A 17,864-nucleotide genomic window follows, 5' to 3' on the forward strand; every position below is an offset into this window, starting at 1 on the left:
GTATGCGAACGGCGATGTGCCGCACAGCGTTGAGCATGTGCTCGTGGTCCGCCGGACCGACCTCGAGGTGCCGTGGACCGAGGGACGCGACCTGTGGTGGCACGAGACCGTGGCGAACGCGTCGCCCGAGCACGAGGCGCAGGCCTTCGACGCCGAGCACCCGCTGTTCATCCTCTACACCTCCGGCACCACCGGAAAACCCAAGGGCATCCTGCACACCAGCGGCGGCTACCTCACCCAGACCGCCTACACCCACCACAACGTCTTCGATCACAAAGCCGGACAAGACGTCTACTGGTGCACCGCCGACATCGGCTGGGTCACCGGCCACAGCTACATCGTCTACGGACCACTGGCCAACCGCGCCACCCAGGTCGTCTACGAGGGCACGCCGAACTTCCCGGACGAGCACCGGCACTGGCAGATCGTCGAAAAGTACGGCGTCAGCATCTATTACACGGCACCGACACTGGTCCGCACGTTCATGAAATGGGGCCGCGAGATCCCCGACGCACACGACCTGTCCAGCATCCGGCTGCTCGGTTCGGTCGGTGAGCCGATCAACCCGGAGGCCTGGCGCTGGTACCGCGACACCATCGGCGCGGGCCGCACCCCGATCGTGGACACCTGGTGGCAGACCGAGACCGGTTCGATCATGATCTCGCCGCTGCCCGGCGTCACCGCAGCCAAACCCGGCGCGGCCATGGCGCCACTGCCCGGCATCTCGGCGCTGGTCGTCGACGAAGAGGGAAAGCCGGTGCAGCGCGGGGAAACCGAGGCCAACGGCTACCTGGTGCTCGACCAGCCGTGGCCGTCGATGCTGCGCGGCATCTGGGGCGACATGGAGCGGTACCGGGCCACGTACTGGGAGCGCTACGCCGAGCAGGGCTGGTACTTCGCCGGTGACGGCGCGAAGCTCGACGCCGACGGCGACCTGTGGGTGCTCGGCCGGGTCGACGACGTGATGAACGTATCGGGCCACCGGATCTCCACCGCCGAGGTGGAATCGGCGCTGGTCGGTCACTCCGGGGTCGCCGAGGCCGCCGTGGTCGGCGCCAGCGACGAGACCACCGGCCAGGGCATCGTCGCGTTCGTCATCCTGACCGCGGAGGCCGAGAACACCGGCACCGCGCTGGTGGACGAGCTGAAGGCGGAGGTGTCGCGCGAGATCAGCCCGATCGCACGGCCGCGGGAGATCCACGTGGTGCCGGAGCTGCCGAAGACGCGCAGCGGCAAGATCATGCGCAGGCTGTTGCGCGATGTCGCGGAAGGCCGGGAACTCGGCGACACCTCGACACTGGTCGATCCGAACGTCTTCGAGGCGATCCGGGCCGGCAAGGCGTAACCCCGAAGACCGAGGCACGCATGTTAAGGCCGGTGGCTGTATTAGTCACCGGCCTTTACCGTTAGGATTGCGTAAGGTGTGCCGGGAAGTCTGGTCGGCATGCGGTCGTGTACCCGGCGCCGATGCGCCGGGAAGGCATGGTCGCAGCCCCGACCGACCCTGCCGAAAGGTTCCCCGTGATCACGCAAGTGCGCTCGGAACTATCCCGCTATCTCCGCACCGAAACCGTCGGCGGTGCCATTCTGCTGGTCGCGGCCGCCGTGGCGTTGCTGTGGGTGAACTCACCGTGGGGCGCGAGCTACGTGACGATGACCGAGACGGTGCTCGCCATCCCGCCGCTGCACCTTGATCTCACCCTGGCCGACTGGACCAAAGACGGTCTGCTCGCGGTCTTCTTCTTCGTCGCGGGCCTCGAACTCAAACGCGAACTCGTCGTCGGTGAGCTGGCCGATCCGAAACGCGCGGCCCTGCCGATCATCGCCGCGGTCGGCGGCGTGGTCACCCCCGCGCTCATCGCCGTGGTCGTCGGCCTCGGCGTGCCGGGGATGGATCGGGGCTGGGCCATCCCGGTCGCCACCGATATCGCGTTCGCACTGGCCGTGCTCGCCATGACGGGTTCGCGCATTCCGGCGAGCGCGCGGGTATTCCTGCTCAGCTTGGCCGTGGTCGACGATCTGATGGCCATCGTCTTGATCGCGGTGCTGTTCACCACGACGCTGGCGCTGCTGTGGCTGCTGGCCGCCGCGGCCTGCTGCGCGCTGTGGGCGCTGGCCCAGCACAAGCGGATTCGCACCCCGTGGCTGTACGTGCCGCTGGCGCTGATCGCCTGGTACGCGCTGCACGAAGCAGGCATCCACCCGACCCTGGCCGGGGTGATCCTCGGGCTGCTCACCAGGGTGCGCCCCGACCCCGGCGAAGAAGAGGCGCCGGCCACTCGGCTCGAGCATCTGATCCAGCCGATCTCGGCCGGCGTGTGCGTCCCGTTGTTCGCGTTGTTCGCCTCCGGAGTTCCATTGGACGCCAAGGTATTCGGCGAACTGTTCAGCGACAGGCTGGCGCTGGCGGTAATTCTCGGGTTGCTGCTCGGCAAGACCCTGGGCATCTTCGGGATCAGTTGGCTCGCAATCCGGTTCGGCGTGGCCAAGCGGCCCGCCGGACTCGGGTATCGCGACATGTTCGCCCTGTCGGTGCTCGGCGCGATCGGCTTCACCGTTAGCCTTCTCGTGGCGGAACTCGCACTGGCCGATGTCGGCGACGGCTCGGCCGCGGAATTGGCGAAGGCCGCTGTGTTGGTCACATCAATGGCGGCGTCGCTCGCCGGTTCGGCGCTACTGTTGCGGCGAGGGCGTGTCCACCAGGCGCGTCGAGACGCGCGTGCGCTACAACGAGAAGACGAGGACGCAGTGCCGGGACAGGGAGAAGGGTCGACCAAGTGAGTTACACAAACGGCGGTAACGGGAACGACGCGCAGCGCGGTCGTACAGTGACCTCCATTCCCTTGTCCGACGCGAACCCCACCGGCAGCGCCAGTTTCGGCAGCCTCGTGCGCGACGCGACCGAGCAGATGTCGACGCTGGTCCGGGCCGAGGTCGCGCTCGCCAAAGCAGAGGTCACCGGAGAGATCAAGAAGGGGCTGCAGGGCAGCGTCTACTTCATCCTCGCGCTGACCGTCCTGCTGTTCAGCACGTTCTTCTTTTTCTTCTTCCTCGGCGAACTGCTCGACGTGTGGCTGGCCCGCTGGGCGGCCTTCCTGATCGTGTTCGCGCTGATGATCGTCGCGACCGCGCTGCTGGCGCTGCTCGGCTACCTGCGGGTGAAGAAGCTGCGCGCGCCGGAGAAGACGATCGACTCGCTCAAGCAGGCCCGCGCGGTGCTGCCGCACGGTCTCGGCGCGGCGGCGCACGAGGACCGTCCGGCGCTGACCAACGACGGCCGTCCCGCCCTGGACAAACCCGCTTCGTAACCGCTCGCTCGCGCGCGGATACCTCGACAACTAGGCTGCATCGGCGTGTCGTCGCACTCAATTCCGGATCCGTCCAGCGTCCGTTACGACGGCCCGTGGGCGCATCGGGACGTCCATGCCAACGGCATCCGCTTCCACGTGGTCGACGCGGCCCCGGACCGCACCGACGCCCCACTGGTCGTACTGCTGCACGGCTTCGCCGACTTCTGGTGGTCCTGGCGCCATCAGCTCACCGGGCTCGCCGCGCACGGCTACCGGGCAGTGGCCGTGGATCTGCGCGGCTACGGCGACAGCGACAAACCACCCCGCGGCTACGACGGCTGGACGCTGGCCGGCGATATCGCGGGACTCATCCGCGCCCTCGGCTACCCCGACGCGACCCTGGTCGGGCACGCCGACGGCGGACTGGTCTGCTGGGCCACCGCGGTACTGCATCCCCGGCTGGTCCGCTCGATCGCGGTGGTGAGTTCACCGCATCCCGCGGCGTTGAAGAGCGCGGTGCTGCACAACCGCCACCAGCGCGCGACCTGGCTGCCCAACTTCCTGCGCTACCAGCTGCCACGCTACGGCGAACGGCTGCTGACCACCGGCGACGGCTTCGAGGCCGAACGGCTGCTGCGGCAGCGGGTCAGCGGATCATGGTCGGGCACCACCGAATTCGTCGACACCGCTCGACGGATGCGCTCGGCCATCCAGATCCCCGGTGCCGCGCACTGTGCGCTGGAGTATCAGCGCTGGGCCTTCCGCAGCCAGTGGCGGCCGGACGGCCGCCGGTTCATGGCCACCATGCGCGAACCGATCCGGATACCGGTGCTGGCCATGCGCGGCGATCTGGATCCGTACGTGCTCGCGAGCACCTTCCGGCGCGGTCAGCATCTGTCCCCCAATCGGCAACTGACCCCCATCCCCGCCGCCGGACACTATGCGCACCAGGAGAATCCGGAGATGGTGACCGCGGAGCTGGCGAAACTGCTGGCGTAACTTCGGCGACGTCGAGGGCGGCCGCTCGAAGACCGCCCTCGAACCGCGTCGTCAACTCAGCACGCAGGCTCCGGTGCCGACCGGGGCGTTCACGCCCGGCGCGGCGTCCAGCTGCGCACGGACCTCGGCCAGTGTCAGCACATAGCCGGTGTCGTCGTCGGTGACAGCCGCACCGAACACGACGCCGAGCACATGGCCTTCCGTATCGACCAGCGGTCCGCCGGAATTGCCCGCGCGCACCAACCCGCGCACGGTGTAGACCTGCCGCTCCACCGTGCCGTCGCGGTAGATGTTCGGACCGGTCAGATCCAGAGTCTCGCGCACCCGGGCCGCGCTGGCGGTGTAGCGCCCGCCGCCGGGGTAGCCGAGCACGATCGCGCTGTCACCGGACCGCGCAGGCGCCGGCGCCTGCGGGATCGGCGGGGCGGTCAGCCCCGGCACCGCGAGCACCGCGACGTCGGTCGACGGATCGAACAGCACCACGGTGGCGTCGAGCGGCCCGGTCGCCGAATCGACCTGGATGCTGGTGGTGCCCGCGACCACGTGCGCGTTGGTCATGATCCGCTCCGGGGCGATCACGAAGCCCGAACCCTCCAGCGCCCGCTGGCAACTCGGCGCGACACCGCGGATGCGCAACACGCTCTGCTGCAACGAGCCCGCGACCGGACTGCCGAGCACACTCGCGTCCGGCGGCTCGACGGCCGCGATCGGCGCCCGGCCGAACGGGCCGATCACGTCCGGCAGGCCGGAGGTGTTGAGCAGCTTGGAGAACTCGTTGGGCAAGCGGCGCAACCAGTTCGGCGCCACCTGGTTGACATCGGTGAGCACCCGCGAGCCGTTGATCGCCGTGGCGATCGACGGCTGCGACGAGGTGGCCAGCGGCAACGCGAGCAGCCACGCGGTGACCAGCACGGCCACGGCCTGCAACGCCGCGCCCACCACGCTGTCCACACTGCGGGTGAACGGATGCCGCATGCCGCTGCGCGCGGCCCGGCCGAGCACCATGCCCGCGACCTCGCCGATGATCACCAGCAGCACGATGAGCAGCACACCGGTCAGTACCCGAGTGCGGCCCTCGTCGACATGGACCAGGATGTGCGGCGCGATCAGGATACCCGCGACCGCGCCGAGCACGACGCCGAGGAAGGCCAGCGCCGAGGCCACCGCGCCCTGCCGCCACCCGGACGAGGCGGCCAGCAGCGCGAGCAGCACGACAGCGATATCGAGCCATGCGGATGAGCTCACCGACGCTCCCTCATAAGGTCATTCCCACTGCAGCCAGTGCCGTCTCCAGATCACGTACGTCGGTGTGGTCCCACTCTTGTTCCCAGCCCGCGGTTTTACAGATTCCGGCGAGGATGCCCCCGGTCAGCCCCCAGACCAGCATGCCGTCCACCTGGAAGGCGGGGCTCTGGTAGCCGAGGCTGCCGCGGACCAGGAACCGGTTGGCCGGGTCGAGCAGCTCGGCCAGGCGCACCCGGACCACTCGCTCGGTCTCGCTCGCGTCGACCACCCCGACCGCGCTCGGCGTGCGCCAGTAGGCCACGACCGGTGTCACGTCGAATCGGGAGGGCGGCACGAACAGCTTCGGCAGGATCGCCAGCGGCTCGACACCGGAGCGGTCCAACCCCGTCTCCTCGCAGGCTTCGCGCAGTGCGGTGTCGATGGGCCCGGTGTCACCGGGATCGACCGCGCCGCCGGGAAAGGCGATCTGGCCGCGATGCTGGCGCAGGGTGGCGGCGCGCTGGGTGAGCAACACCTCCGCGTCCGCGGGTAGCCCGCCGGGCGCGGCGGGGTCGGCTTCCGGCGACCCGCCGAACAGCACGAGCACCGCCGCCTGCCGCGGGGTCGTGGTGATCGTCATGGCGCGGCGCAGCGTGCGCGCGAGCGTGAGGGTGTCCGACGAATCGGTGTCGGGGTCGGTGGCCCGGCTCAGCCACTTCGGAATGTCCTGGGGCACAGGGACGGTCATGCGGCTACTCCCAGCTCCCGTGCGACGGTGTTCGCGATGTCGTCGACCCCGGTGAACGCGCGCACCTCCACCCGTGCCACCGAACCGTCCGCCCGGACCAACACCGAAACAGGCAGCACCGCAGGGGCGCCGACGACGGTCCGCACCCGCGTGTCGGCATCGAGTACACCAGGCAGTTTCACGTCGAGTCCAGTCAGCCGGGCGATCGCCTTGGCCTCGTCGGGGTCGCTGTGCACGGTCAGCACGGTAATCGCGTTTCCGGCGCGTCGGGCGAACTGCTGCAAATACGGCAATTCTTGCGCACACGGCCCGCACCAGTAGGCCCAGAGGTTCAGCAGCGCCGGCTTACCCGCGAGCGCGGCCGCCAGCTCCACCGGCGAACCGTCGGCCAGGCAGTTCAGCGTGAGACCGGCGAGCGGGCCGGCGCTCTGCGCGCCCGGGGCGGGGCGGGGGCACGGCGCGAGACCCGCGGCGGCGCGTTGCTGTTCGGCAACTCCGGCGCTGCCCGGGGACCGTGCGGTATCCGTCGCGGGGTCGGCGTCGCGGTTGCCGCGCGGCCACAGCGCGACCGTCAGCGCCAGCACAGCGATCAATCCGGCCAGCGCCCATCGCCAGGCAACCGGGACTCCCCTCACCGGCCGACCAGCTCGAGCAGATGCTCCTTCTCGGGACCTTTGACCAGATCCGCCGCGGTGTCGGGATCGGTGGGACCGGCGCCGAAGGACGGGCAGTCCTTGGCGAGCACGCACACACCGCAGGCCGGCTTCCTGGCATGACACACCCGGCGGCCGTGGAAGATCACCCGATGCGAGAGCATCGTCCACTCTTTGCGCTCGATCAGCTCACCGACGATGTGCTCGACCTTCACCGGGTCTTCCTCGGTGGTCCACTGCCAGCGGCGCACCAGGCGACCGAAATGGGTGTCGACCGTGATGCCCGGCACGCCGAACGCGTTGCCCAAGATGACGTTCGCGGTCTTGCGCCCGATGCCGGGCAACTGCACCAATTCGTCCATGGTGTGAGGCAACTCACCGTGGTGCCGCTCGAGCAGGGCCTGCCCGAGGCCGATCAGCGAGTTCGCCTTGTTGCGGTAGAAACCTGTCGAGCGAACGTATTCCTCCAGCTCCGCGCGGTTCGCCTCGGCGTAGGCGCGGGCGTCGGGGTACTTCGCGAAGAGCGCGGGCGTGGTGAGATTCACCCGCACATCGGTGGACTGCGCGGAAAGTATTGTCGCGACCGCCAATTCGAGCGGCGTGGTGAAATCCAGCTCACAGTGCGCGTCCGGAAAAGCCTCGGCCAGCACACGGTTCATCCGGCGCGCGCGGCGGACCAGCCCGAGCTGGGTTTCCGCCTGTCGCGCGCGGGTTTTCCGCTTCGGCGCAGTGACCGCGGCGGCTTGCGCATCGGTCGCCGCGGCGGCAGTCGCACGTCCGTTTCCGGCGGCGTTGGAAGGGGTGACACGCACCCGTCCACCATACGGAACTGTCGGCCGGCGTTGCCCGTCCAGTTCGGTTGCCGTGTTCCATCTGAGACCTAGACCGTGTTTACTCCTCCGTATGCAAGGACTCGCTGTGGTGCTCTTCCCAGTGCTGTTGATGCTGTTCGCACTGGGTATGGAGCGGGTCGAGAACCGGCTCCGCAAACTTCTCGAACCCGACGAAGAGGTTCAGCAGTACCTGGACAAGGCAAGCAACGCAGAAGTGAAAGAGCTGACGAGGCTCGGCCTGCCCGCTGCCGTGGCACGGATGCGCAAGCGCCGCGCCCGCGGCGAAGAGCTGGATGTGGCGCGAGCAAGCTGACCCCGAAGTGACCGACGGACCCGGCGGCTAGAGCTGCGGTAACCACGTGGGTGCCCGCGAAAGCCAAGATCAGAAACTGGTACGGTTCCTCGCTGCGCCATGCAATCCACCCGTTACGTGGTGTCTGTCACTACGCTGTCATCATGCCGCGTAGACTGCGCTGTTGGCCGAGTCGCTTTCGGTCCAGTACAGAGCCATTTCCCATAAGGAGCACATAAGTGGACGAGGCCCTCGCCAGAGCAGGCATCTTCCAGGGCGTCGAGCCCACTGCGGTGGCCGCCCTCGCCAAGCAATTGCAGCCCGTGGATTTCCCACGTGGTCATGTCATTTTCAACGAAGGTGAACCGGGCGACCGGCTCTACATCATCACCTCGGGCAAGGTGAAGATCGGACGTCGCTCCCCCGACGGCCGGGAGAATCTGCTGACCATCATGGGCCCGTCGGACATGTTCGGTGAGCTGTCGATCTTCGATCCGGGCCCGCGTACCTCCACCGCCACCACGGTGACCGAGGTGCGTGCCGTGACGATGGACCGCGACGCCCTCAAGTCCTGGATCGACCAGCGACCGGAGATCGCCGAGCAGTTGCTCCGCGTCCTCGCCCGGCGCCTGCGTCGCACCAACAACAACCTGGCCGACCTCATCTTCACCGACGTGCCCGGCCGGGTCGCCAAGGCGCTGCTGCAGCTCGCACAGCGGTTCGGCACCCAGGAGGCCGGTGCGCTGCGCGTCACCCACGACCTCACCCAGGAGGAGATCGCCCAGCTGGTCGGCGCCTCCCGCGAAACCGTGAACAAGGCACTCGCCGACTTCGCGCACCGCGGTTGGCTGCGGCTGGAGGGCAAGAGCGTGCTCATCTCCGACTCCGAGCGCCTGGCCCGTCGCGCGCGCTAGTTCATCGGTGTACGGCCTGCCGGATTCACAGCTCCATGAATCCGGCAGGCACGTTTTCGATGCGCGTCAGCCCTCGGCGCGGAGGTATTCCAGCTGGGCCTGCACCGAACTGCGGGCGGCGAGCCACAACCGCTTGTCCACGTCGGCGTACACCCGGCGCACCACGGCCATCGCACCCGCGTCGGGACCGAGCTCCCGCAACGCCGCACGGACCTGTTCGAGTCGTTCCTGCCGGTGCTCGATGTAGTAGCGGGCCACCGGCGCCAGGTCGGGATGATCCGGCCCGTGCGCGGGAAGCAGCGCCTTGCCCGCGCCCACCTCGACCAAGCGGTCGAGCGAGGACAGATAGTCGGCCAGGGTGCCGTCGCTGGAATCGAGCACGGTGGTGCCGCTGCCGAGAATGGTGTCTCCGGTCAGCACGGCGTCGTCGAGCACGAAACTCACCGAGTCGCCGGTGTGGCCCGGGGTGTCGAGCACGGTGATGCGCAAGCCCGCGGCCTCGATCACCTCACCGTCGGCCAGCGCTGCGGTCGAACCGCGCAGGAACTCGGAGTCCTTGGCGCGCACCGCGGTTCCGGTGAGCTGCACCAGCCGGTCGATGCCGCCGGTGTGGTCGTGATGCCGATGCGTGATCAGCGTCAGCGCGATCTCGCCGCCGGTGACCTCGGCGATCTTCGCACTGTGCGCCTTGTCCTTCGGACCGGGATCGACCACCACGCAGTCCGATCGCCCCGGCGCGCGCAGGATCCAAGTGTTGGTGCCCTGCAACGTCATCTGGCCGGGATTGTCCGCGAGCAATACCGCTGCTGTCGGGGTGACCTGCCGTAGTTGCCCATACGCGGGATGTTCAAGTGCCATGCCATCGTCCTCGAGTGCGATCAGCCGATCAGAAGTGGTCTACCCAAAAGACAACCACGCGCGCGGCTTTCACATGCCGCGCACGTGACCGCCCCACTCAGCCACAACGGAGCGAGCCCGACGAGCGACCGTTCGCGGCCGTCCCATGTCCGAGCGGTCGAAGCGCATGCGCCGAAGGCGCGAGTCTCGACCGCTCGGACACGGGACACAAGGGGGCCGCGAACCCGCCGCGCCCGCGCGGCCGAATTACTGCACCTCGACGATGATCTCGACCTCGACGGGGGTGTTCTTGGGCAGTTCGGAGACGCCGACGGCGGAGCGCGCGTGCACGCCCGCGTCGCCGAAGACCTCACCCAGGAACTCCGAGGCGCCGTTGATCACGACCGGCTGGTCGTTGTATCCCGGTGCGGAGGCGACGAATCCGACCACCTTCACCACGCGCACCACCCGGTCGAGCCCGACCAGTCCGTGCACGGCCGCGAGCGCGTTGAGCGCGCAGAGGCGGGCGGCTTCCTGTGCCTGCTCGGTGCTCACCTCGGCGCCGACCTTGCCGACCGCCGACAGCTCACCGTTCACGAACGGCAGCTGACCCGAGGTGTAGACCAGCGAACCGGTCTGGATCGCCGGGATGTAGGCGGCGACCGGCGGCGCGACGGGCGGCAGGGTCAGGCCGAGCCGGGCGAGATTGCTTTCCCACTGGGTTGCTGTGGTCATCTGCGTCGTCTCCTTACTTCGGACGCTTGAGGTAGGCGACGTGCTGCTCACCGGTGGGCCCCGGCAACACGGTCACCAGCTCCCATCCGTCGGCGCCCCACTGGTCGAGAATCTGCTTGGTCGCGTGCGTCAACAGCGGCACGGTCGCGTACTCCCACAAGCTCGCTTCACTCATGGGAGGAGCCTAGTTGCCGGCCCCCGGAGCGCGCCTGCGGCATCGCGTTCCCCGCGCCCGCCTGCGGTGGGCGAAACGCCCCGAAATCCTACTGTCTGGTACAGATACACCGCCTGGACCAGGCACTAGGCGGATCCCTCGGGCGCGATCTCAGAACGGGTTATAGGCTCGCGAACGTGGGAGTACCAACAGCAGTGCCGCTTTCGGCCGAGCCCGAGCTCGAAAAAGGGTGGCCGGAACGTGCCGAGAAGGCTCGCTTGCACTACGTCTCGGGCAAGGGCGGCACGGGCAAGTCGACCGTGGCCGCGGCGCTGGCATTGGCCCTCGCGGCCGGCGGACGGCGGGTGCTGCTGGTGGAGGTGGAGAGCAGGCAGTCGATCGCCCAGCTGTTCGACCTGCCGCCGCTGCCGCCGACCGAGACCCGGATCGCCACCGCGGACGGCGGCGGCGAGGTGGTCGCGCTCGCGCTCGACATCGAGCACGCCTTTCTCGAATACCTGGACATGTTCTACAACCTCGGCTTCGCGGGCCGGGCGATGCGCCGGATGGGCGCCATCGAGTTCGTCACCACGATCGCGCCCGGCCTGCGCGACGTCATCCTGACCGGCAAGATCAAGGAGACCGCGGTCCGGGTCGGCAAGGACGGCAAGCGGGTCTACGACGAGATCGTGGTCGACGCGCCGCCGACCGGCCGGATCGCCAGTTTCCTGGACGTCACCCAGGCCATGCTCGAGGTGGCCAAGGGCGGACCGATCGCCTCCCAGGCCGAGGGCGTCTCGAAGCTGCTGCACTCGGATCAGACGATGATCCACCTGGTCACGTTGCTCGAAGCGCTGCCGGTGCAGGAAACCGCCGACGCCATCGCGGAATTGAAGGCCGCGGATCTGCGGATCGGCACGGTCATCGTGAACCGGGCCACCGAGGGTCAGCTGCCGCCCGAGCTGCGCGCCGCGGCCGCCCGGGGCGCGGTGGACACCGACGCCGTCCGCGCCGGGCTCGCCGGCGCCGGGATCACCCTGCCGGACAACGACTTCCAGGGCCTGATCACCGAAACCATCGAGCACGCCGCCACTTTGCAGGCGCAGGACGACAGCGCGGCCGAGCTCGCCAAGGTCGACGTGTCCCGCCTGTACCTGCCCGCGCTGCCGGAGGGCATGGACCTCGGCGGCTTATATGAACTGGCCGAACACTTGAGTACCCAAGGGGTCAAATGACCGCGCCCGCGCCACTGGATATTTCGAGCATCATCGAAGACCGGACGGCGCGTGTCGTGGTCTGCTGCGGCTCGGGCGGGGTCGGCAAGACCACCACCGCCGCGGCGATCGCGTTGCGCGCGGCCGAACAGGGCCGCAAGGTCGTGGTGCTCACGATCGACCCGGCGCGCCGGCTGGCGCAGTCACTCGGGGTCGCCGATCTCGGCAATTCGCCGCAGCGGGTGCCGCTCGGGCCGCAGGCCAAGGGCGAGTTGCACGCGATGATGCTGAACATGCGCCGCACCTTCGACGACATGGTGCTCGAGCACACCAGCCCGGAGAAGGCCGAGCAGATCTTCGCCAACCCCTTCTACCAAACCGTCGCCTCGTCGTTCGGCGGGACGCAGGAGTACATGGCGATGGAGAAGCTCGGTCAACTGGCCGCGCGCAAGGAGTGGGACCTGATCGTGGTCGACACTCCCCCGTCGCGCAACGCGCTCGACTTCCTGGACGCGCCGAAGCGGCTCGGAAACTTCCTGAACGGCAGGATGATCCGGGTCATCATGGCGCCGGGGCGCGGCGTCACCCGGCTGGTCACCGGCGCGATGAGCCTGGCGGTGCGCGGGGTGTCCACCATCGTCGGCGGCCAGATGCTCAAGGACGCATCCAATTTCCTGCAATCGCTGGACTCGCTGTTCGGCGGCTTCCAGGATCGCGCGGACCGGACCTACGCGATGCTCTCCAAGCCGGGCACCCACTTTCTGGTGGTGGCGGCCGCGGAACCGGACGCGCTGCGCGAGGCGTCGTTCTTCGTGGACCGGCTGTCCACCGAACGGATGCCGCTGGCGGGCCTGGTGCTCAACCGGACGCATCCGGCGCTGAGCACGTTGTCGGCCGGGCGCGCGGCGACCGTGGCGGAGCAACTGGCGGACTCGGACCCGCTGACCGCGGCGGTGCTGCGCATTCACGCCCGTCGCGTGGCCACGGACAAGCGCGAACAGCATCTGCTGCACCGGTTTACGGGGGCGCATCCGCGGGTACCGATCGTCGCGGTCACCGCGTTGCCGTTCGAGGTGTCCGATCTCGAGGCGCTGCGTGCCGTAGGTGATCAACTGACCACCAACCGAGCATCTGCTTGATACATAGGCGCATCGGCTATAGGTCCAAACGGAAGCTTTTGCCCCCAAACGGAACTGAGCCCGCTTTCGCAGGCTCAGTTCCGAGGGTGCACGGGGGCTACATTGCCACCTGATGTTGGCGCTGGGCCTGGAAGAAATCGGCCCAGGAGGTCACTTCCGGGTGTTGCTTGAGCAGCGCGCGCCGCTGCCGCTCGGTCATACCGCCCCACACACCGAACTCCACTCGATTGTCGAGCGCGTCGGCACCACACTGCATCAGCACCGGGCAGTGCCTGCAGATCGTCGCGGCTTTGCGCTGGGCAGCGCCGCGAACGAACAACTGATCGGGATCCACTTCCTTGCATCGGGCCTGGGCTACCCAGGCGATCCTTGCTTCGGCCTGCTCCACGTCCAATCGAGCGATGGGGGTTGTCATGTGCATTTGGTGTGCCCCTTTGCAGTCCGAACACCGGGTCAACGGCGCTCCAGAATCGCGTGTCAGCGTCGCAGCAACCCAAACCCCGCTGCGAACTGCACCACATTCCACTTTGAGTGTTAGCTCTATCACACTGGGTTCTCAATCTAGGTAAAGGTATGGGGCTAGCGCAAGACCGCCCCCGGATTTTTTGGTACGTCCGTCCCTGCAAAATCCCCGGAGCGGCGGCGAGGCCGGGTTATTCGCGGCGCGCCGTCCCGCGACACGCCAGACTCGCTCGCGCGACACGCCCATTACCCGTCATCAATCTCGCTCCGGTAAACGCACGGAAGAGAGCTCCGAGCGCACCCCGTAGTCTGAGGATCGTGCCGATCACACAAACGCTCGCGAGGCTGGCCGGCAGCTGCTTGCTGGCTGCCGTGCTCGTCGCCGGGTTGCTGTTCCCGCTCGCAGGCGGTTTCGGGTTCGTCTCGAACCGGGCCGCCGACGCCGTCGACAACGTGTCCTCGGAATTGGTGGAGGGCACCGTGCCCGCGGTCTCCACCATGGTCGACGCGAGCGGCGCACCGATCGCCTGGCTGTACGAGCAACGCCGCTTCGAAGTGCCCAGCGACAAGATCTCCAACGACATGAAGCTGGCGATCGTCTCCATCGAGGACCGGCGCTTCGCCGAACACGAGGGCGTGGACTGGCAGGGCACGTTGCGCGCGTTCCTGACCAACACCTCGAGCGGCGAGGTGCAGCAGGGCGCCTCGACGCTGGACCAGCAGTACGTCAAGAACTTCCAGCTGCTGGTCGTGGCCAAGACCGACGCCGAACGCCGGGCCGCGATCGAGACCACCCCCGCCCGCAAGATCCGTGAGATCCGGATGGCGCTCACCCTGGACCGCGAGCTCACCAAGGACGAGATCCTGACCAGGTATCTGAACCTGGTCCCGTTCGGTAACTCCTCCTACGGCATCCAGGACGCCGCGCAGACCTACTTCGGCATCGACGCCTCGGAGCTGAACGTCTCCCAGGCGGCGATGCTCGCCGGCATGGTGCAGAGCTCCTCGAAGCTGAACCCCTACACCAACACCGAGGGCGTGCTGGCCCGGCGCAACACCGTGCTGGACACCATGATCCAGAACATCCCCAGCCGGGCCGACGAGTTCCGCGACGCCAAGACCAAGCCGCTCGGCGTGCTGCCCGAGCCCAAGGGTTTGCCGCGCGGCTGCATCGCCGCGCACGACCGCGGTTTCTTCTGCGACTACGCGCTGCAGTACCTCGCCAACGCGGGGATCAGCCGCGAGCAGATCGACAAAGGCGGCTACCTGATCCGGACGACGCTCGATCCTGCGGTGCAGGACTCGGTGAAGCGCTCGGTGACCGACTCGGCGAACCCGAATCTGGACAACATCGCCCAGGTGATGTCCGTCGTCGCGCCCGGCCAGGATTCACATCCGCTGATCGCGATGGCGAGCAGCCGCACCTACGGACTCAACCGCGACGCGAACGAAACCGTGCAGCCGCAGCCGTATTCGATGGTGGGCGACGGCGCGGGCTCGATCTTCAAGATCTTCACCACCGCGGCCGCCATGGAGAAGGGCCTGGGCATCAACGCTCAGCTCGACGTGCCCGGCCGCTTCGAGGCCAAGGGCATGGGCAACGGTGGCGCCCGCGGCTGCCCGGCCGCCACCTACTGCGTGGAGAACGCGGGCAAGTACAAGTCGCCGATGTCGGTGACCGAGGCGCTGGCGACCTCGCCGAACACCGCGTTCGTCAAGCTGATCCAGGCCGTCGGCGTGACCCCCACCGTCGATATGGCGGTCCGGCTCGGCATGCGCTCCTACACCGAGGCGGGCACCTCCGGCCACGGCAACCAGAGCCTCGCCGACATGATCAAGGAGCAGAACCTCGGCTCCTTCACCCTCGGCCCGGTCGCGATCAACCCGCTGGAACTGTCCAACGTCGCCGCGACGCTCGCCTCCGGCGGCAAGTGGTGCCCGCCGAACCCGATCAAGGAGGTCGTGGACCGGCAGGGCAAGCAGGTGCCGCTCACCCAGCAGGCCTGCGAGCAGGTCGTGGAACCCGGCCTGGCGAACACCCTGGCCAACGCGATGAGCAAGGACGACATCAGCGGCACCGCCGCGGGCGCCGCCCAGGCCGCGGGGTGGGCCGCGCCGCTGTCGGGCAAGACCGGCACCACGGAAAGCCACCGCTCCTCGGCCTTCCTCGGCTTCACCAACTCGCTGGCCGCCGCCACCTACGTGTACGGCGACAGCCCGACGCCGGGCGAGATCTGCTCGTTCCCGCTGCGCAACTGCGGCGACGGCAACCTGTTCGGTGGTAACGAGCCCGCACGCAGCTGGTTCAACTCGATCAAGCCCGTGCTCGGTCACTTCCCGCCGCCCGCGCTGCCGCCGCTGGACGACAAGTACGTACGCGGCTCCAACAACGCCCAGGTGCCCGATGTGGTGGGCATGACCCAGGGCGCGGCGACCGCCGCCCTCGTCGGCGCCGGGTTCCAGGTGACGCCGGTGACCGGGCCGGGCGCCCAGGCCAAGGGCACCGTGATGGGTACCGCGCCGAACGGCTCGGCCATCCCCGGCTCGGTGATCACGCTCTACGTCAGTGACGGCACGCAACGGGCCGCGCCGCCGCCCGGTCCGCCGCCACCGCCGGGGATCCCCGGGTTGCCGCCGCCACCGCTGCTGCCGCCCATCCCGATCCCGATCCCCATCCCCCGCTGACGCAAAAGGGCCGCGAACTCGGAAAGTTCGCGGCCCTTCGCGTTGCGCGGCCCGTGCCGCACGTGCCGCTCAGAGGCGTGCTTTGACCGCGGCGGAGATGCGCGAGCCGTCGGCCTTGCCCTCGGCGAGCGCGGTGGCGATCTTCATGACCTGCCCCATCTGGCGCATGCCGGGACGCTCGCCGAGTTGCTCGGCCACCTGGGCGATCGCCGTATCGGCGAGATCGGCGACCTCGGCCTCCGACAGCTGGGTCGGCAGGTACTCGTCGATGATCCTGGCCTCGGCGTGTTCGTTGGCCGCCAACTCGCCACGCCCGTTCTGGGTGTAGATCTCGGCCGACTCGCTGCGCTTCTTCGCCTCTTTCTGCAGCACGGCGATCACGTCGGCGTCGGAGAGCTCACGGGCCTCGGCACCGGCCACCTCGGCCGTCTGGATCGCGGCGAGCAGCATCCGCAAGGTGGAAAGACGCAGCGTATCCTTGGCTTTCATCGCGGCGGTCATATCCGTCCGCAGTTGCGCTTTGAGTTCCGACATGAGGCTCACGGTAGCCGCTCGCGCGCGTAGCGCCCACCACATTTGCCCCGCCGCGGGCGAATATCGATGCTCGCGTGCACGCCGATCGAGGGCGCTCGCGCAAGGCCTTGTGCGTAAACACACTCGGCGATCCGCAGCGGGGTCACCTATGCTGGGCAAATGCCCGTGATCTCGACCTCTGCTGTCCGCACGACCGCGTTGGGAGCCGCTGGGGCGGCGGTGGCCGGAATCGGCTACGCCTCGCTGGTCGAACGCAACGCCTTCGTTCTGCGGGAGGCAACCATGCCGGTGCTCGCGCCGGGGTCGTCCTCGCTGCGGGTGCTACACATCAGCGATCTGCACATGACGCCCGGCCAGAAGCACAAGCAGCAGTGGCTGCGCGAACTGGACCGGCTGGAGCCGGATCTGGTCGTCAACACCGGCGACAACCTCTCCCACCAGAAGTCGGTACCCGCGGTAGTCCAGGCCCTCGGCGGATTGCTTTCCCGCCCGGGGCTTTTCGTTTTCGGGAGCAACGACTACTTCGCGCCGGTGCCGAAGAACCCGCTGAAATACTTCAAGAAGGATCACCGCCGCGTCTACGGCGCACCGCTGCCGTGGAAAGACCTGCGCGCGGCCTTCACCGAGCGCGGCTGGCTGGACCTGACGCACGTGCGCCGCGACCTCGAGGTGGCCGGCATCCGCATCGCCACCGCGGGCGTGGACGACCCGCACCTGCAGCGGGACCGCTACGACACCATCGCGGGCACCCCGAACCCGTTGGCGGACTTACGCATCGGCCTGACCCACTCGCCCGAGCCGCGGGTGCTGGACCGCTTCGCCGACGACGGCTACGACTTGGTCATGGCCGGGCACACGCACGGCGGTCAGCTGTGCCTGCCCGGATACGGCGCGCTGGTCACCAACTGCGGTATCGACCGGTCCCGGGTGAAGGGCCCGTCGAAGTGGGGTGAGCACACCCAGTTGCACGTCTCCGCGGGCGTCGGTACCTCGCCGTGGGCGCCGTACCGCTTCTGCTGCCGCCCCGAGGCGACCCTGTTGACGCTGGTCGCCGCGCCCCCGAAGCGTCCGGCGACGGACTCGGGCCAGGGCGTGTCCGCATCGGAGGCCATCGCCCGCTAAGGTCGCGTGCCGAGACTTGTGTCAGGCAG

19 protein-coding genes are annotated in these 17,864 nt (G+C 68.5%); 10 read left to right on the forward strand and 9 right to left on the reverse strand.

What is annotated here, in order from left to right; genetic code table 11:
* The 4 genes from NBRGI_RS42875 to NBRGI_RS42890 all read left to right on the forward strand — a co-directional run.
* Nucleotides 1–1,345: acetate--CoA ligase (locus NBRGI_RS42875; protein WP_029904048.1), on the forward strand; the 1,345-nt coding region annotated here is incomplete at its 5' end.
* Nucleotides 1,346–1,524: 179 nt separating this feature from the next.
* Entirely contained in the window at nucleotides 1,525–2,781 is a 1,257-nt protein-coding gene (gene nhaA / locus NBRGI_RS42880) for a Na+/H+ antiporter NhaA (protein ID WP_235211307.1), read from the forward strand.
* On the forward strand, nucleotides 2,778–3,308 hold the full coding sequence (locus NBRGI_RS42885; RefSeq protein ID WP_029904052.1) for a phage holin family protein: 531 nt from the start codon (nucleotides 2,778–2,780) through the stop codon (nucleotides 3,306–3,308). Before nhaA ends, NBRGI_RS42885 begins: the two co-directional genes overlap by 4 nt.
* Before the next feature lie 45 nt (nucleotides 3,309–3,353).
* On the forward strand, nucleotides 3,354–4,289 hold the full coding sequence (locus NBRGI_RS42890; RefSeq protein ID WP_014981189.1) for an alpha/beta fold hydrolase: 936 nt from the start codon (nucleotides 3,354–3,356) through the stop codon (nucleotides 4,287–4,289).
* 51 nt (nucleotides 4,290–4,340) lie between these two features.
* On the opposite strand, the gene NBRGI_RS42895 is transcribed toward NBRGI_RS42890, so the two are convergent.
* From NBRGI_RS42895 to nth, 4 genes are read right to left on the reverse strand one after another with little or no spacing between them, the layout of a single operon-like run.
* Entirely contained in the window at nucleotides 4,341–5,534 is a 1,194-nt protein-coding gene (locus NBRGI_RS42895) for a MarP family serine protease (RefSeq protein WP_029904054.1), read from the reverse strand.
* Between the two features lie 10 nt (nucleotides 5,535–5,544).
* The gene (locus NBRGI_RS42900; RefSeq protein ID WP_029904056.1) at nucleotides 5,545–6,261 is read right to left on the reverse strand and encodes an NUDIX hydrolase; all 717 of its coding nucleotides are present in this window, start codon (nucleotides 6,259–6,261) and stop codon (nucleotides 5,545–5,547) included.
* Nucleotides 6,258–6,896, reverse strand: a complete 639-nt coding sequence (locus NBRGI_RS42905) for a TlpA disulfide reductase family protein (protein ID WP_029904057.1) — start codon at nucleotides 6,894–6,896, stop codon at nucleotides 6,258–6,260. The genes NBRGI_RS42900 and NBRGI_RS42905 overlap by 4 nt, the downstream gene beginning before the upstream one ends.
* Nucleotides 6,893–7,594 (reverse strand): endonuclease III, encoded by a 702-nt coding sequence (gene nth / locus NBRGI_RS42910; protein ID WP_051728478.1) that lies wholly within the window; start codon nucleotides 7,592–7,594, stop codon nucleotides 6,893–6,895. Before nth ends, NBRGI_RS42905 begins: the two co-directional genes overlap by 4 nt.
* 238 nt (nucleotides 7,595–7,832) lie before the next feature.
* Between nth and NBRGI_RS42915 the strand changes: the two genes are divergently transcribed.
* Both NBRGI_RS42915 and NBRGI_RS42920 read left to right on the forward strand, forming a co-directional pair.
* The gene (locus NBRGI_RS42915; RefSeq protein WP_014981184.1) at nucleotides 7,833–8,060 is read left to right on the forward strand and encodes a hypothetical protein; all 228 of its coding nucleotides are present in this window, start codon (nucleotides 7,833–7,835) and stop codon (nucleotides 8,058–8,060) included.
* Between the two features lie 218 nt (nucleotides 8,061–8,278).
* Nucleotides 8,279–8,953: a Crp/Fnr family transcriptional regulator gene (locus tag NBRGI_RS42920; protein WP_011206875.1), complete on the forward strand. Its 675-nt coding sequence runs from the start codon at nucleotides 8,279–8,281 to the stop codon at nucleotides 8,951–8,953.
* A 66-nt stretch (nucleotides 8,954–9,019) separates the two neighbouring features.
* Here NBRGI_RS42920 and NBRGI_RS42925 read toward each other — a convergent pair whose 3' ends face one another.
* The 3 genes from NBRGI_RS42925 to NBRGI_RS47915 all read right to left on the reverse strand — a co-directional run bounded on the left by NBRGI_RS42925 (nucleotide 9,020) and on the right by NBRGI_RS47915 (nucleotide 10,700).
* Complete coding sequence (locus tag NBRGI_RS42925; protein WP_029904063.1) at nucleotides 9,020–9,811, reverse strand: MBL fold metallo-hydrolase; 792 nt, start codon at nucleotides 9,809–9,811, stop codon at nucleotides 9,020–9,022.
* A gap of 246 nt (nucleotides 9,812–10,057) precedes the next feature.
* Nucleotides 10,058–10,525 (reverse strand): RidA family protein, encoded by a 468-nt coding sequence (locus NBRGI_RS42930; protein WP_029904065.1) that lies wholly within the window; start codon nucleotides 10,523–10,525, stop codon nucleotides 10,058–10,060.
* A 13-nt stretch (nucleotides 10,526–10,538) separates the two neighbouring features.
* On the reverse strand, nucleotides 10,539–10,700 hold the full coding sequence (locus NBRGI_RS47915) for a DUF4177 domain-containing protein (protein ID WP_014981181.1): 162 nt from the start codon (nucleotides 10,698–10,700) through the stop codon (nucleotides 10,539–10,541).
* Nucleotides 10,701–10,894: 194 nt separating this feature from the next.
* Between NBRGI_RS47915 and NBRGI_RS42940 the strand changes: the two genes are divergently transcribed.
* Both NBRGI_RS42940 and NBRGI_RS42945 read left to right on the forward strand, forming a co-directional pair.
* A complete protein-coding gene (locus NBRGI_RS42940; RefSeq protein ID WP_029904067.1) occupies nucleotides 10,895–11,914 on the forward strand; it encodes an ArsA-related P-loop ATPase in 1,020 nt (339 codons plus the stop codon).
* Complete coding sequence (locus NBRGI_RS42945) at nucleotides 11,911–13,032, forward strand: ArsA family ATPase (protein WP_029904069.1); 1,122 nt, start codon at nucleotides 11,911–11,913, stop codon at nucleotides 13,030–13,032. Before NBRGI_RS42940 ends, NBRGI_RS42945 begins: the two co-directional genes overlap by 4 nt.
* Before the next feature lie 97 nt (nucleotides 13,033–13,129).
* Here NBRGI_RS42945 and NBRGI_RS42950 read toward each other — a convergent pair whose 3' ends face one another.
* Nucleotides 13,130–13,453 carry a WhiB family transcriptional regulator gene (locus NBRGI_RS42950; RefSeq protein ID WP_014981178.1) on the reverse strand — a complete coding sequence of 108 codons (324 nt, stop codon included), beginning with the start codon at nucleotides 13,451–13,453 and terminating at the stop codon, nucleotides 13,130–13,132.
* A 359-nt stretch (nucleotides 13,454–13,812) separates the two neighbouring features.
* On the opposite strand from NBRGI_RS42950, the gene NBRGI_RS42955 reads away from it, so the two are divergent.
* The gene (locus tag NBRGI_RS42955) at nucleotides 13,813–16,179 is read left to right on the forward strand and encodes a penicillin-binding protein (RefSeq protein WP_029904072.1); all 2,367 of its coding nucleotides are present in this window, start codon (nucleotides 13,813–13,815) and stop codon (nucleotides 16,177–16,179) included.
* A gap of 69 nt (nucleotides 16,180–16,248) precedes the next feature.
* Here the strand turns inward: NBRGI_RS42955 and NBRGI_RS42960 are convergent, their stop codons facing one another.
* Nucleotides 16,249–16,713, reverse strand: a complete 465-nt coding sequence (locus tag NBRGI_RS42960) for a GatB/YqeY domain-containing protein (protein WP_014981176.1) — start codon at nucleotides 16,711–16,713, stop codon at nucleotides 16,249–16,251.
* Nucleotides 16,714–16,872: 159 nt separating this feature from the next.
* Here NBRGI_RS42960 and NBRGI_RS42965 point away from each other — a divergent pair, with 159 nt between their 5' ends.
* Entirely contained in the window at nucleotides 16,873–17,835 is a 963-nt protein-coding gene (locus NBRGI_RS42965; RefSeq protein WP_042254997.1) for a metallophosphoesterase, read from the forward strand.
* The last annotated feature ends 29 nt before the right edge of the window (nucleotides 17,836–17,864 follow it).

The sequence above is a fragment of the Nocardia brasiliensis IFM 10847 genome, from assembly GCF_000710915.1.
GTDB lineage: Bacteria > Actinomycetota > Actinomycetes > Mycobacteriales > Mycobacteriaceae > Nocardia > Nocardia brasiliensis_A.